14 protein-coding genes and 1 pseudogene are annotated in these 14,431 nt (G+C 42.6%); 11 read left to right on the top strand and 4 right to left on the bottom strand.

The window, feature by feature from the left end; genetic code table 11:
• Positions 1-718, bottom strand: a pseudogene (locus tag QZ735_RS15850) (hypothetical protein); the annotation flags it as partial.
• Between the two features lie 239 nt (positions 719-957).
• Positions 958-3,006: a M3 family metallopeptidase gene (locus QZ735_RS15845; protein ID WP_294250338.1), complete on the bottom strand. Its 2,049-nt coding sequence runs from the start codon at positions 3,004-3,006 to the stop codon at positions 958-960.
• Positions 3,007-3,191: 185 nt separating this feature from the next.
• Between QZ735_RS15845 and QZ735_RS15840 the strand changes: the two genes are divergently transcribed.
• From QZ735_RS15840 to rimM, 5 genes are all read left to right on the top strand, one after another.
• Positions 3,192-3,725 (top strand): SRPBCC family protein, encoded by a 534-nt coding sequence (locus tag QZ735_RS15840; protein ID WP_294250335.1) that lies wholly within the window; start codon positions 3,192-3,194, stop codon positions 3,723-3,725.
• Between the two features lie 313 nt (positions 3,726-4,038).
• On the top strand, positions 4,039-4,488 hold the full coding sequence (locus QZ735_RS15835) for a hypothetical protein (protein ID WP_294250333.1): 450 nt from the start codon (positions 4,039-4,041) through the stop codon (positions 4,486-4,488).
• A 146-nt stretch (positions 4,489-4,634) separates the two neighbouring features.
• Positions 4,635-5,150: a nitroreductase gene (locus tag QZ735_RS15830; protein ID WP_294250331.1), complete on the top strand. Its 516-nt coding sequence runs from the start codon at positions 4,635-4,637 to the stop codon at positions 5,148-5,150.
• A 266-nt stretch (positions 5,151-5,416) separates the two neighbouring features.
• Positions 5,417-5,965, top strand: coding sequence for a 30S ribosomal protein S16 (locus QZ735_RS15825; protein ID WP_294250329.1), 549 nt, complete (start codon positions 5,417-5,419; stop codon positions 5,963-5,965).
• A 133-nt stretch (positions 5,966-6,098) separates the two neighbouring features.
• A complete protein-coding gene (rimM, locus tag QZ735_RS15820) occupies positions 6,099-6,641 on the top strand; it encodes a ribosome maturation factor RimM (RefSeq protein WP_294250327.1) in 543 nt (180 codons plus the stop codon).
• Between the two features lie 26 nt (positions 6,642-6,667).
• On the opposite strand, the gene QZ735_RS15815 is transcribed toward rimM, so the two are convergent.
• Complete coding sequence (locus QZ735_RS15815) at positions 6,668-7,597, bottom strand: XRE family transcriptional regulator (protein WP_294250325.1); 930 nt, start codon at positions 7,595-7,597, stop codon at positions 6,668-6,670.
• A 106-nt stretch (positions 7,598-7,703) separates the two neighbouring features.
• On the opposite strand from QZ735_RS15815, the gene QZ735_RS15810 reads away from it, so the two are divergent.
• The 6 genes from QZ735_RS15810 (at position 7,704) to rpoN (ending at position 12,749) form a co-directional block, all read left to right on the top strand.
• Positions 7,704-8,270 (top strand): hypothetical protein, encoded by a 567-nt coding sequence (locus QZ735_RS15810; RefSeq protein WP_294250323.1) that lies wholly within the window; start codon positions 7,704-7,706, stop codon positions 8,268-8,270.
• A gap of 7 nt (positions 8,271-8,277) precedes the next feature.
• The gene (locus QZ735_RS15805; protein ID WP_294250320.1) at positions 8,278-8,877 is read left to right on the top strand and encodes a CDP-alcohol phosphatidyltransferase family protein; all 600 of its coding nucleotides are present in this window, start codon (positions 8,278-8,280) and stop codon (positions 8,875-8,877) included.
• Positions 8,878-9,074: 197 nt separating this feature from the next.
• Positions 9,075-10,523 (top strand): asparagine--tRNA ligase, encoded by a 1,449-nt coding sequence (gene asnS, locus QZ735_RS15800; RefSeq protein ID WP_294250317.1) that lies wholly within the window; start codon positions 9,075-9,077, stop codon positions 10,521-10,523.
• A 113-nt stretch (positions 10,524-10,636) separates the two neighbouring features.
• The gene (locus QZ735_RS15795) at positions 10,637-10,852 is read left to right on the top strand and encodes a hypothetical protein (protein ID WP_294250314.1); all 216 of its coding nucleotides are present in this window, start codon (positions 10,637-10,639) and stop codon (positions 10,850-10,852) included.
• Complete coding sequence (locus QZ735_RS15790) at positions 10,840-11,133, top strand: type II toxin-antitoxin system RelE/ParE family toxin (RefSeq protein ID WP_294250310.1); 294 nt, start codon at positions 10,840-10,842, stop codon at positions 11,131-11,133. The genes QZ735_RS15795 and QZ735_RS15790 overlap by 13 nt, the downstream gene beginning before the upstream one ends.
• A 152-nt stretch (positions 11,134-11,285) precedes the next feature.
• Positions 11,286-12,749 (top strand): RNA polymerase factor sigma-54, encoded by a 1,464-nt coding sequence (gene rpoN / locus QZ735_RS15785; RefSeq protein WP_294250308.1) that lies wholly within the window; start codon positions 11,286-11,288, stop codon positions 12,747-12,749.
• A 61-nt stretch (positions 12,750-12,810) separates the two neighbouring features.
• On the opposite strand, the gene QZ735_RS15780 is transcribed toward rpoN, so the two are convergent.
• Positions 12,811-14,430 (bottom strand): AMP-binding protein, encoded by a 1,620-nt coding sequence (locus tag QZ735_RS15780; protein ID WP_294250306.1) that lies wholly within the window; start codon positions 14,428-14,430, stop codon positions 12,811-12,813.
• Position 14,431: the final 1 nt, after the last annotated feature.

The following is a 14,431-nucleotide window of genomic DNA, read 5'->3' as shown; positions in this document are numbered from 1 at the left end:
TATAGATATGGGAAATTGCCCACCAGTGGGTAGAAACGGCATTTTCCGTGCATCTGCTGAACAGCATTTCACAAATTTCATCAAAAGGCCGTTCCTGGCTTTGATTGGTAAAAGTGCTCCTTACATTGCAGCGGGCATTGTAATAGGCAATAAAACATGCCGTATTCAGATCCGAGCTGAAATCCTCAAAAGACAGGGTATGGGCTAATCCATGTTTTGCAATTTTCTGAAATTCCAGCTTTTTGGTTTCATTGATCAGCCGGATCAGTTTTTTTTCTATCCTTTGTAAGAGCCGCCATTTTTTATTATAATTTCTTTTAGAAAGATCCAGGCCTGCTTCTTTTCGCTGTTCCTTATTCAGCCGGTCTGTCTTGAAATTATTTGAACCTGTGGATTTGGAAATCAGAGGGGCAACATCGTACAGGAATCGTTCAACTGTTTCAACCAGACTGTAATCTGCATCCGGTGGTTTTTGCATGTTGAAAATTTCAAGGGCTCTGTTGATCTGTACCTGTGCGCCGGTTATCACCCCAAAACTTTCCAGCATTGAAGTATAGCCATACAGGTTTCTGTTCAGCGAGCCTTGTGCTGCGCGATCCAGTAATCCGGCTTCATATTCCGTTATTCTGCCTTTCAGCAGATCGATAACCATTTCGGCAACGTCTTCCGGCCGGCGGCGTTCATCCAGCGTTTTGTGGAGTTGTTGGATTGTGTACATGAGTCTAATTTAAAAATATTGCTGTTATTTCCCGGATTTCTGGTCACCGCTATAAAAAACAATTCTTCTCCATTCCTGCAGGATGAGAAGAATTGATGATTGCCATGGCCGGCTGCCTGGAATCAAATACCTGTTTCCTTCATTGTCCGGGTCAGACGGAATCTGATCATCTTTCGTCATTTCATGTTTTAAAGATAAATAAAAAACCATTAAGCGGTCACTTAATGGTTTATACTTTTTTATCCGAACGCCCTTTTCAGCAGGCTTTCCACTTTCGGTTCGCTTCCCCTGAAACTCTTGTACAGCTCCATCGGGTCCTTGGTTCCGCCGGAAGCAAGGAGGACTTTATATTTGGCAGCAATTTCAGGATTAAAAATCCCGTTTTCCTTGAAATACTGGAACGCATCGGCATCCAGTACTTCCGCCCATTTGTAGGAATAATATCCGGCCGAATATCCGCCCTGGAAGATATGGGAAAAGCTCGGGCTCATTGCCGTTTCCGGATGGGCCGGATATAATTGGGTAGCTTTCGTATATTCATCTTCAAACTCCTTTATACTTTTGTTCTCTAACTCTCCGACTTTTGTATGGTAATTCATGTCCAGCAGCCCGAAGCCGATCTGCCTCAGCGTCTGGTAGCCTTCCATGAAGTTTTTTGACTGGGCAATTTTTTCAATTTTTTCATCCGGTAAAACTTCCCCGGTTGTATAATGTCTGGCGAACGTTTTCAGGAATTCAGGCTCGTAACAGAAATTTTCCAGGAACTGTGAAGGCAATTCCACAAAATCCCATTTTACGGAAGTTCCGGAGAGGGTAGGGTACCGGGTGTCGGCCATGATCCCATGGAGTGCATGCCCGAACTCATGGAACAGGGTGGTGACTTCCTGGAAAGTGAGTAAGCTTGGCGTATCTTTGGTCGGTTTGCTGAAGTTGCAGACAATAGAGATGTGCGGACGAGAATTTTCGCCCTCTTTCTGATACTGGTTTTTATAGCTCGTCATCCAGGCGCCGGCTCTTTTGCCTTTTCGCGGGAAATAGTCTACGTAAAGCAGAGCTTTAAATTCTTTTTCAGTCATTCCTGAACTGGATACTGCAATTATTTCCTGTACTTCATAAACCTTTACATCTTCGTGGTATTTTGGAATGTCTTTTCTTTCCTCGAAAGTAAGTTGGAAAAGCTCTTCGGCCAGTCCGAAGACGGCATCCTGAACCTGATCCAGCGGGAAGTAAGGTTTCAGTTCCTCATCATTCAGATCATATTTGGCTTTACGGAGTTTTTCCGCATAAAAAGCATGGTCATAGGACTGCATTTCCTCGATATCGTCAGCTTTAGCCAATGCTTTCAGTTCTTCGATTTCTTTACCGGCGTATGGTTTTGCCTTGGTAAGAAGCTCATTCAGGAAGTCGATAACTTTTGCCGGGGATTTTGCCATTCTTTCTTCCAGCACATAGTCTGCATAATTCTTATAACCCAGCAACTCTGCTTTCTGCTGTTTCAGGGAAAGCAGTTCTTTGATGAGGTGTTGGTTGTCATGTTCTCCGCCATCAAAAGATTTTTTACCGTTAGCCAGGGCCAGTTCTTTTCTCAGCTCCCGGTTTTCCGCATACGTCATAAAAGGGATGTAGCTCGGATACTGAAGCGTTACCACCCAGCCTTCCAGGTTTCTTTCTTTTGCTTCTTCGGCATATTGCTCCAGAATGGCGTCAGGAATGCCTGCAAGGTCTTCCTTATGGGTGATATGTCTGAAATAATGGTTGGTTGAAGCAAGAACATTTTGCCCGAACTGGAGCGACTTTAAAGATAAATCCATATTGATTTTCTTTAGTTTTTCTTTGTCTTCTTCACTCAGCAGCGCACCGCTTCTCACAAAGCCTTTATAGGTTTCGTTTAAAAGCATCTGCTGTTCTTCATCAAGATGGTATTTTTCCTTTTCGTCATACACCTTCTTGATTTTGTTGAATAAAGCTTCGTTCTGGGAAATTTTTGAAGAATATTCGGTAAGGATCGGGGAGACTTCCTGCGCGATCTGCTGCAGTTCATCACTGGTCTCGGCAGAATTCAGGTTGAAAAAGATATTGGACGCGCGGTCCAGCTGTTCTCCTGAATAAGCCAGTGCTTCGATTACATTCTCAAATGTCGGTTCCTCAGGATTGTTTACGATGGCTTCAACTTCGTCTTCCGATTTCCGGATCAGTTCTCTGAAAGCCGGCAGGTAATCTTCATTTTTAATGGAAGTAAAAGGGGCTGCCTGATATGGGGGATTGAAAGTCTCGGTTAATATATTCATAAATACGGTTTTAAATTCCTGTAAAAGTTACGGATCAAGGTGATTCCGGTGGTTGAATGCTCAAAAATAATGCCCCGGAAAAAAGTGTGACAAAATGATCGGTTTTGATGAATCTTGTCCTATGCCAAGAAAAGATGAGCAAAAGATCAGCTATTTTTGAAAATAAAATAAAACCTTGCTGAGCTATGAAAACAACCGTTAAAATTATCGGAGTTCTTATCCTTCTGATCGTTATCTATGCTGTCATTGCCATGCTGGCTTTCGGCAAAACCTATCATTATGAAAAATCCATAGTTATCGGTGCGCCCAAAGAAAAGGTCTGGCAGCATGTCCGGACCATGAAGGCAGTCAATGAATGGAATCCCTGGATGAAACTGGATCCGGCCATGACAATCACCTATACCGGAGAGCCCGGCAAAAAAGGAGATGGCTATTGCTGGGACAGCAGCAATGATGAGGCCGGGGCAGGCTGCCAGCAACTGCTGGAACTTATTCTTTATAAAAAGCAGAAATCGGAAATGATTTTCAAGAAGCCTTTTGAAGGCCAGGCTTTCTCTGAGATTATTCTGGTGCCCGAAGGAAATTCCACAAGAGTTACCTGGACCATGGAAACCGAGCAGCATCCCATGATGAAAGTGATGAGGCCCCTGATGGATTACCAGATGGGGAAATCATATGGGGAAGGACTGGAGAGCCTGAAGAAGCTGGCGGAAAAATAAAATGAAAGCAAAGCCGAAATTCCCGTCCTTAACTCGCCACATTCGTTTGCCTCCCTCTGTATGAAAAAGGGCTTTTTCTCCTGCCGGCCGGTGTTCGTATGTTTTCCAGATTTACTCAGGAATGATTTTCAACAGGTGATAAGATCAATGCTGATCCACCCATGTCCTTTTAATGCTATTGCGTCTGCATCCATGAACGCTTTTCCTGTTTTGCATCCTTTTCCTGCTTCCGGAAAAAATCAAATCATTTTCATTGATAAAATCAAAGTATGGATTATCTGAAAAATATTATCTTTATATAAAGATTTGATGCATGGAGAAGACCGTATTCGAAAAAAATAATATCAGAAATTATGTAAAGGCCGTCATTGCCGGAAAAATTGAAAAGCTGAAAAACTTTATGGAATTCACGCTGGAAGCCAGCCGGGAGATAAAAAAAACGCCCAAGTACGACAGCATGAGAGAGGAAATGCAGGAGGAAATTTACCAGATGCAACGGCAGATGGGTGCCCTGAACGACCTGAAAAGAAATATGGGCAAAGTACTGAACAATCCTACCGGAAGAGTACAGCTGGGGTCGCTGGTGATTACCAATAAAGCCCGTTTTTATATTTCTGTTTCCCTGGGAGAATTCTTCTTCGAGGGCGACCGCTTCTACGCCATTTCCCCGGAAAGCCCGATGGCCAGGAAAATGATGGGCATGCAGCCCGGCGATGAATTCACGCTGAATAAGATTTATCAGAAGATTGTTGAAGTTTTGTAAAGTAAAAAGTAACTTTGCTAGGCTTCTGGCTTCTGGCTTCTGGCTTCTGGCTTCTGGCTTCCGGCTTCCGGCTTCTGCCGGCTGATCCGACATCAAACTTCGTTCAGCCCCGTTTCCGGCTTCCATCTTTTTCGTAAATTCGCTGCATGAATAAAGCAGACGTTTTAAAAGAAATCATAGAGCAGAGAAAGAGTATTTTCCCGAAAGATTATACAGAGGCAGAAATTCCTCAGGAAATTATAGATGCTGTTCTGCAGGCTTCAGTAACGGCTCCCAACCATAAGCGCACAACACCATGGCGTTTCAAGGTGTTCAGGGGCGAAGAAAAAGGGAGGCTGGCTTCCGAGATGCAGGCCATCTACAAGGCTACACAGCCTGAACACGTCTTCCTGGAGAAGAAATTTTACGATATCGGTTATAAAATCAACAAAGCAGACACGGTCATTTCCATTATTGTCAACTTCAGCGGAATGGTTCCGGAATGGGAAGAAATTGCAGCCGTATCCATGGCCGTGCAGAACATGTACCTTACCTGTACGGCAAACGGAATCGGCTGTTACTGGAGTTCCCCGAAGCTGGTAGACCATCTGAAAGAATCCCTTACCATTGAAGAAAACCAGAAATGCCTGGGGCTGTTTTATATGGGGGTTGCGGATATATAATGTAACAATGGAATAATTTAATAATCTAACAATTTGATGATGTAGCAATAAGATAGCGGGAGCGATATAATACAAAGTGGTTATTATCCTATCTGTGTACTGTAATATTGATACATCTCTATATTAATACATTGGTAAACTAATACAGGGGTAAACTGATACACCGGTAAATTGTTGCACTTATTAATTGTTCAGTAATTTTTTTTGTTTATCTTTGCACTCTTAAAATATTTAACTGGGACGAGTTCCCGTAAAATTCAAAAATTATGTCAGTAAAAATCAGATTACAGAGACACGGTAAAAAAGGAAAGCCTTTCTTCCACATCGTGGTTGCAGATTCCAGAGCAAGAAGAGATGGTAGATTCATCGAAAAACTGGGAACTTATAACCCAATCACCAACCCTGCAACAATCGATTTGAATGTTGATTCTGCTGTAAAGTGGTTAAACAATGGTGCTCAGCCAACTGATACGGCAAGAGCAATCCTTTCTTACAAAGGAGCACTTTACAAAAAACACTTACAAGGTGGTGTTGCTAAAGGAGCTTTTGATGAGGCAGAAGCTGAGAAGAGATTCAATGCATGGGTAGAAGCAAAAGAAGCAAAAGTACAAGGCAAAGTAGAAGGTCTGGCAACAGCTAAATCCGATGCTAAAAAAGCTGCTTTTGAAGCTGAAGCTAAAGTAAACGAAGCAAGAATCGCTGCTGCTGCACAGGCTGAAGCGGATGCAAAAGCTGCTGAAGAAGCTGCCAACGCTCCTGCTGAAGGTGAGGCTCCTGCTGCTGATGCAGAAGGAACTGAAGAAACTCAGGCTTAATTCTCTAAAGAAAATACATTATAAAGGCACGATTTTTTCGTGTCTTTATTGTTTAAAGGCTTAATAAGACTTACTTATATTCATTTCATATTATTTTTTTATTTCATTTCTTATCAATTCAATACCTCAGGACATGAAAAAGGAAGACTGCTATCTGCTAGGAAAAATCACAAGAAGACACGGGCTTGCCGGAAACGTAATCCTCAAACTGGATACCGACCAGCCGGAACTCTATGGTAAACTGGATTCTATTTTTGTCGAAATCAACGGACTGCTGGTTCCTTTTTTCGTAGAAAGAACATCATGGAGCAAACTGGATGCGCTGAATATTGCGTTCAGGAATTCTACCGAAGCACTGGTAGACCAGTCGTTGGGTAAAAATGTCTATCTTCCGTTGTCTACACTGCCTAAACTTACCGGAAATCAGTTTTATTACCACGAAATCATCGGTTATAATATCTTTGATGAGCATGATAACGACTGTGGTGTAATCCGCTCGGTAAACGATCAGACAGCGCAGGTGTATTTCGTTACGAATCTGGAAGGTAAGGAAGTGGTTATCCCGATGATTAAAGACTGGATCATAGAGGTCAACCGTGAAGAAAGATACATTAAAATGCAGCTTCCGGAAGGCCTTATCGATGTTTTCCTGGTTCCTTCAAAGAAAGATGAATAATTTGCAATAAGAAATAAGCAATAAGCTTATCCCAGTTGATCTCCCAGATTTTCGATCTGTCTGTACATTTTATTGAAAAATATTTTCCGGTCACGGTTTCCGGATGTATTCATTGACTTTGAATTTTTTATCTGGTGTTCAAAGTAATTCCTGGTTTCAAGGCAGGTTCTGTCATCATCAATCAGAATATACCCGAACATATTGGTAGGAATCGCAAAAAGTGACCGTTGCGGATGGTGGAAAAAGATGTCATTCGAGAGGTGCATCAGTTCATTTTCATACAGCCGGAATCGCGGGTTGTTTTCCGTTTTCTCTTCAATATATTCTATAAGTTCAGTAAGTTCCCGAAGAATGATCAGGGCTTCGTTTTTTTTCAGCATTCCTGTTTCGGAATAGAACAAGATCTGCTGCAAAATGCTGGAAACGGTGCGGTCATTCCACAATTCAACCACTTTTTGCTCTTCATATTTTTTCTTTAGTTCTTTGGTATCAGGTTCAGAATCAGGCGGGGTAAATTCCAGGAACGGAAGGAAAACCTGCTTCTCATTCAGCAGATTCATCCAGACATAAATTTTGAACCGTGAAAGCAGTGTATCGGAAAGGGTGTAAAAAAACGGAATATCCTTCGCGGAATAATAAATCGTCATTTCATCCGAAAGCGGCAGGTTCTCAAAGATGCTGAGGTTATTGCTGAAGAAAGGCTGTAAATCGCCTGTTCCGGTTACAGTTGTCGTTTTCTGCACCAAAATCCGGTGATCGGATGTAAGAAACCGGTCCAGCGAAATCCGGTAATATCCGGCCAGTTCCAGTGCTTCTTCAAAACTGAATTTAGCTTTCAGTGAAGTTCTCCGGTGTGCCGCATCATAACTGATATCAAGAACATTGGCGATTTCATCATTCAATGATTTGTTTCCGATCTTTCTGCGGATCTGCTGTAATAAAAGTTCCTGATACATGCTTTTGCGATTTTCACAAATCTAAGGATTTATTTTAATTCTTTTTCGCATTTGTTTCTTTGCTTGTCACCAATACATTTGAAAGATAATTTCAAATAAATATCCTATGAAAACGTACATCCTGCTCACATTAGCGATTTTCTGTATAAATTCATGCACTGCATTCAGCAACAGCATGATAAAGGACGATGTGGCAGTTCTCACAAAAAAAAATATTTCTGCAATTGAGGGCTTATACGAATCCAAAGGGTTTGAGTATGTCAATTCAGAAAACATAAAATCTTCAGAAGTAATGGGTTTTGCTGCAATGTTGAGGGTGAACCATGCAGTAAGGGGTCATTATGATAAAGTAGAAATCAGATCAAAAGCTTTGGATAAGGCAAAAACATACGAAATCACGTTCCGGCTTCTGGATAATGATTCGGTAAGATATACCATTACCTATCCTGCATATCTTAAAAACGGCTTGTTAAAGCTCGGTAATTATACTTCCGCATGCAGGGGAGTGCCGTACTTGTTGGGCGGATGCATCACTTTTCAGAGCAGGGTAGGGCTTACTGCGCAGAAAGATCTGTTAATTCAGAATTATTATGAGAACAGCGGTGCATTGTTGCTGCTGATGTGGTCCGGCTACACCGGCAATAATGCCGAGAAGTATAAAAGAATTAAATAAATAACATATGAAAAAAATTCCCTTCCTTCTTATTGCGGTGCGGTTCATTCTTGCTCCGGTTATCGTTTCATTAGCCTGTTTCGCCGGTGAGAAACAACGGTTCCTGATTCTGGCATTCATGTATTTCGGTTTATTAACCGATATTTTCGACGGGATCATTGCCCGTAAGACTGGTGTATCCTCTGAAAGATTGCGGCGGATGGACAGTCAGACGGATCTGGTTTTCTGGCTGTCGCTGGGTTGCGCCGCCTATTTATTAAACCCTGATCTGATTAAAGAGGAGTGGAAGGGCATTCTTTTACTGCTTGTTATGGAAGTTCTCTGTTATGTTGTCAGCATCGTGAAATTCAGAAAGGAAACCTGTACCCATGCCTGGCTTTCAAAGCTTTGGGGATTAAGCTTACTACTAGCACTTACTTTTTTAATAGGTTTTAAAAAAACAGGCTGGACATTTGATCTTACGGTTATTCTTGGCTTTATTTCTCATGTTGATGTAATCCTGATAGTTTTGCTGCTTCCGAAATGGCGGTATGATGTCCCTAGTTTTTATCATGCCTGGAGAATCCGAAAAGGCAGGCATGTTAAGAAGACGGTTTTATTTAATTAAAACTCATTTAAATAATAATAAGATCTGAATATAAAATGTTTTTTTGATGAGCTGTTTTCGTGTATAAAAGCCTTTCTGAACCGGCTATGCATAAATTTTTTGTGCAGGAAAATTAAACGATCAGAAGTATTTAAGTCTTAAAACGTTTTTTGTACCTTTGCAGACATTAATTTTTACATAAAAATTTTAATCAACAAATGAAAAAGCAGACCATTAAGGAAATCCTACAGGATTACAGGAAAGTATTACATCATGACATTACGGTTTACGGCTGGGTAAGGACGTTCCGTGCCAACCGCTTCATTGCGCTTAATGATGGTTCTACGATTAATAATTTGCAGATTGTTGTTGATTTTGAAAATTTCGATGAAGAGGTTATCAGTAAGATCAGTACGGCTGCGTCGCTGAAGATTGTGGGTGAAGTGGTGGAAAGTCAGGGTGCCGGGCAAAACGTTGAGATTGTTGCCAAAAAAATTACCGTTTTAGGGGATAACTTTACCGAGGAAAGGGACAAAACCATTCTCCAGCCAAAGAAGCATTCCCTGGAAGTACTGAGGGAACAGGCACACCTCAGATTCAGGACCAACCTGTTTGGAGCTGTTTTCAGGGTACGCCATGCAGTAAGCTTTGCCATCCATTCATTCTTCAACCAGAACCAGTTCTTTTACATCAACACACCGGTGATTACGGGAGCGGATGCCGAAGGGGCAGGAGAAATGTTCGGGGTAACCAACTTTGATCTGAACAGCATCCCGAGAGACGAACAGGGAGATATTGATTTCGCACAGGATTTCTTCGGCAAGAAGACCAACCTTACGGTTTCCGGACAGCTGGAAGGCGAGACGGCAGCCATGGGATTGGGTAGAATTTACACCTTCGGGCCTACGTTCCGCGCTGAAAACTCAAATACGACAAGGCACCTCGCCGAATTCTGGATGATCGAGCCGGAAGTGGCCTTCAATAACCTGGAAGATAATATTGACCTCGCAGAAGATTTCCTGAAATATGTCATTCAGTATGTACTGGATCACTGTAAAGACGATCTGGACTTCCTGGATAAACGCTTTGCAGAGGAACAGAAATCCAAGCCTGAAAAAGAAAGGGCAAAAGAAGGGCTGATTGAAAAGCTGGAAAATGTGGTTTCCAAGCGTTTCAAAAGGGTTTCTTATACGGAAGCTATTGAGATCCTGCTGAATTCCAAAGAAAATAAGAAAGGGAAATTCCAGTATCCGGTGGAAAACTGGGGAACGGACCTTCAGTCCGAGCATGAGAGATACCTGGTGGAAAAGCATTTTGAAAGCCCGGTAGTCCTGTTTGATTACCCGAAAGAAATCAAGGCTTTCTACATGAAGCTGAATGACGATAATAAAACCGTTGCGGCAATGGATGTGCTGTTCCCGGGAATCGGAGAAATTATCGGTGGTTCTGAAAGAGAAGCCCGACTGGATGTCCTGAAACAGAAAATGGCAGAAATGCATGTGGATGAGCATGAACTGTGGTGGTATATGGACACAAGAAAATTCGGTTCCGTACCGCATGCAGGATTCGGACTGGGACTGGAAAGACTGGTGCTTTTTGTAACCGGTATGACGAACATCAGAGATGTGATCCCTTTCCCGAGAACACCGAAAAATGCAGAATTTTAATGAACGGTCGTAAAGGCGGTCGACAGCTATGATCTTTATAACCAGATTTATAATACAATCCTTCCCTTAAAACGGAAGGATTTTTTTTATACCTTTACTGAAAAATCATACAAATGAGTACCATTACCATACATACGGAAAATGAAAAGCAGATCAGCCTGCTGAAAACCCTCTTGCAGGAACTGAAAATAAAGTTTGAAATCAGCCACGGGGAAAATCTAACGGAGTGGCAGAAAGAGCAATTGACTGAAGGAATCAGGCAGGCAGATCAGAAGGAATTTTTTACAGAAAAAGAGTCCAGAGAAATAATAGATCAATGTTTCAGATAAAATGGACAAAAAAAGCTTTGCTTTCTTTTGCTGATACCTTAAAATATTGGAATGTACATAACTCTTCTGAAAAGTATTCAAGAAAGCTTAGAAAGGAAGTGGAGAAAAAGGAAAAACTGATCGCTGGAAATCCTTCTATTGGTTCCGTATCTGAAATTGAGGGAGTACGGTATATATTGGTAGACAGGAACTTTTCAATGTACTACCGTGTTCACAGGGATGCTGTGGAAGTCCTGGCATTCTGGGATAACCGAAGGGATCCGGAAAAACTTCCGGTATAAAAAAGCCTCATCAGCAGGGATGAGGCTTTTTTTATTTTTAAAATAGTCATTATTCTTATGACCATGGCAGCAAAAATCGTGCTAAAACATTTCTATATCGAAAATATTTATTAAATTCGTAGATTATGTTAAAACACCATCAGTAAAAAAATATGCTTAAACAACACTTACAACTCAAACTAGGCCAGAAGCTTGCTCCGCAACAGATTCAGCTGATGAAGCTGATACAGCTTCACACCCTGGAGTTTGAGGAAGAGCTCGAAAGAGAACTGGAAGAAAACCCCGCTTTGGAAATTGCAAAAGAAGAATCAACGGAAGATGAATATGCTTCCCTGGAAGATTCTTACGAGACGGAGGGGACAGAGAGCATTGAAACCGATTTTGATGTGGACCAATATCTTTACGATGACGAGCCGAACTATAAAACAGCATCCAGCAATTATTCCCCGGACGACGAAGAATTTGATAACGAAAGCCTTCTTACGGAAGGCCAGTCCCTGTATGATTACCTTCTTGAGCAAATCCATCTTGTCAACATCAGCGAAGAAGACGAAAAAATCGCAGAATACATCATCGGAAACCTGGATACCGATGGCTATCTGAGAAGGGAAATCAAATCATTGGTAGACGACCTTGCATTTTCACAGGGAATTTACACCACCAAAGAAAAAGTAGAAGATATCCTGGAAAATTACGTGCAGAAACTGGATCCGCCGGGCGTTGGGGCAAGAGGGCTGCAGGAATGCCTTTTACTACAGATCGAAAAGAAAGTCAGCTCAGATAAGGCGGTTTCCCTGGCTGCCAATATCCTGCGCTACCAGTTTGATGCCTTAACGAATAAGCATTACAATAAGATTATCCAGAAGTATGATATTGAGGAAGAAGACCTCAGGGATGCACTGGAAGAAATTGCAAAGCTTTCTCCAAAAGTAGGCGGAAATTTCGATACCCAGACCATTACCATCAATCAGGAAATCATCCCGGACTTTGTGATCCAGGTGAAGGATGGCCAGGTAGTCCCGATGCTGAACAGCAAGAATGCACCTACGCTGAGGGTTTCCGAAGAATACAAAGATATCCTGACAACCTATTCCCACGATAAAAACTCTTCCGAGCACAAGCAGGCTGCCCTTTTCATCAAGCAGAAGCTGGATGCGGCAAAATGGTATATAGATGCCATTAACCAACGCCAGAACACCCTGTTGCAGACCATTACTGCAATTGTAAAGTTCCAGAAAGATTACTTTATCACCGGTGATGATAAATCCCTGAAACCGATGATCCTGAAAGATGTGGCCGATATTACCGGATTCGACATCTCCACGATCTCCAGGGTGGTAAAAAGCAAATATGCCGATACGCCGAACGGGATCATTTACCTGAAAGACCTGTTCTCAGACAGTCTGACCAATGACGATGGGGAAGAAGTTTCCACCAAGGAAATCAAAACCCACCTTCAGGAGGTCATCAGTAAGGAAAATAAAAGGAAACCGCTTACGGATGATGCCCTTGTCATTATCCTGAAAGAGCAGGGCTATAATATTGCCAGAAGAACCATTGCCAAATACCGCGAACAGCTGAATATTCCTGTTGCAAGACTCAGGAAGGAGCTGTAAGGTAAAGTTCCAGTATAAAAAAAAGCGTTTCAAAATGAAACGCTTTTTTTTATACTGGATTTCAGCCTTTAATTTCCAGGCCCAGTTCTTTCATTGAAATTTCCCTCATCTCCACCTTTCGTATTTTCCCTGAAATTGTCATTGGGAACTCATCCACGAATTTCCAGTATTTCGGGACTTTGTAATGGGCAATCCTCCCTTTGCAATATTCCGTAAGCTCTTCTTCAGAGACCTGAAACCCGGGCCTCACCTTTACCCAGGCCATCACTTCCTCCCCAAATTTTTCACTCGGGACACCAATGATCTGAACGTCCAGGATATTGGGATAGGTATACAGGAAATCTTCAATTTCTTTCGGAGAAATATTTTCGCCGCCCCGGATAATGAGGTCTTTGATTCTGCCGGAAATGGTGACATATCCTTCCCCGTCCATCACCGCCAGGTCTCCGGTATGCATCCAGCGGCCGATGTCGATTACTTTCTTCGTGTTTTCAGGATCATTCCAGTATTTCAGCATAACGGAATATCCGCGGGTACAGAGCTCACCATGTTCTCCCCTGGGAACGGTTCTGCCGGTATCATCAATTATTTTGACTTCCAGGTGGTCCTGGACCGTCCCAACGGTATTGATCTGCTTTTCAAACGGCGTCCCGATCAGCGTCTGCGTAGAAACCGGTGAGGTTTCGGTCATGCCGTAACAGATGCTCATTTCCCTTATATTCATCAGGCGCTCCACCTTTTTCATGATTTCAGGCGGACATACGGAACCGGCCATCACGCCTGTCCTCAGATGCGAAAAATCAAAAGATTCAAAATTCTTTACGGCCAGTTCGGCAATAAACATTGTAGGAACGCCGTAGAGCGAGGTACACTTCTCATCAGACACTGTTTTCAGGGTCATTTCAGGATCGAAGCTGTCATTCGGGATCACCATACAGGCGCCGTGGGCCGTACAGCAAAGGTTTCCGATCACCATTCCGAAACAATGGTAAAAAGGCACCGGGATACAGACCCTGTCTTTTTCTGTATATTTCAGCCGGATCCCGATGAAGTACCCGTTATTTAAAATGTTGTGATGGGAAAGCGTTACACCCTTTGGAAAACCGGTGGTTCCTGAAGTATATTGTATGTTCACCGGATCGTCGAACTGAACGTGCTCCTCAAAGCTCCTTAAAACGTCATCAGCAATCTCCTGTCCGCTGTTTACGAACTGTTCCCAGTTGTCATCAAAAAAGACTTCCGACTGCAAAGTAATGCAGAATTCCCGGGCGTCGGCACTCATCTTCTTATAATCACTGGACTTGAAGTTCAGGGAAGAAAAAATATGGGACATTTCCGACTGATTGATTACAAAGATCAGTTCGCTGGTCCGGTAAGCGGGATTGATGTTAACCAGGATCGCACCGATTCTGGCAGTGGCATACTGAAGCAGCACCCACTCGTAACGGTTGGCAGACCAGATTCCGATCCGGTCACCGGATTTTACACCGGCAAATAATAAAGCTTTGGCAACCGCTGTGGTCTGGTTATAGAACTCCTGATAGGTAGCCCTGTACTTCTGATGGACGCAAACCAGAGCTTCCTGATCCGGAAACTTTTCCACCGTTCTTTTAAGATTCTGACCGATGGTTTCTCCCAGCAGCGGGATATCCGAAGCGCCGTGGACATAAGATACTTTCATA

The organism is uncultured Chryseobacterium sp. (genome assembly GCF_913776365.1).
In the GTDB taxonomy this organism is placed as follows: domain Bacteria; phylum Bacteroidota; class Bacteroidia; order Flavobacteriales; family Weeksellaceae; genus Chryseobacterium.
This window is presented reverse-complemented; position numbering and strand designations above follow the sequence as displayed.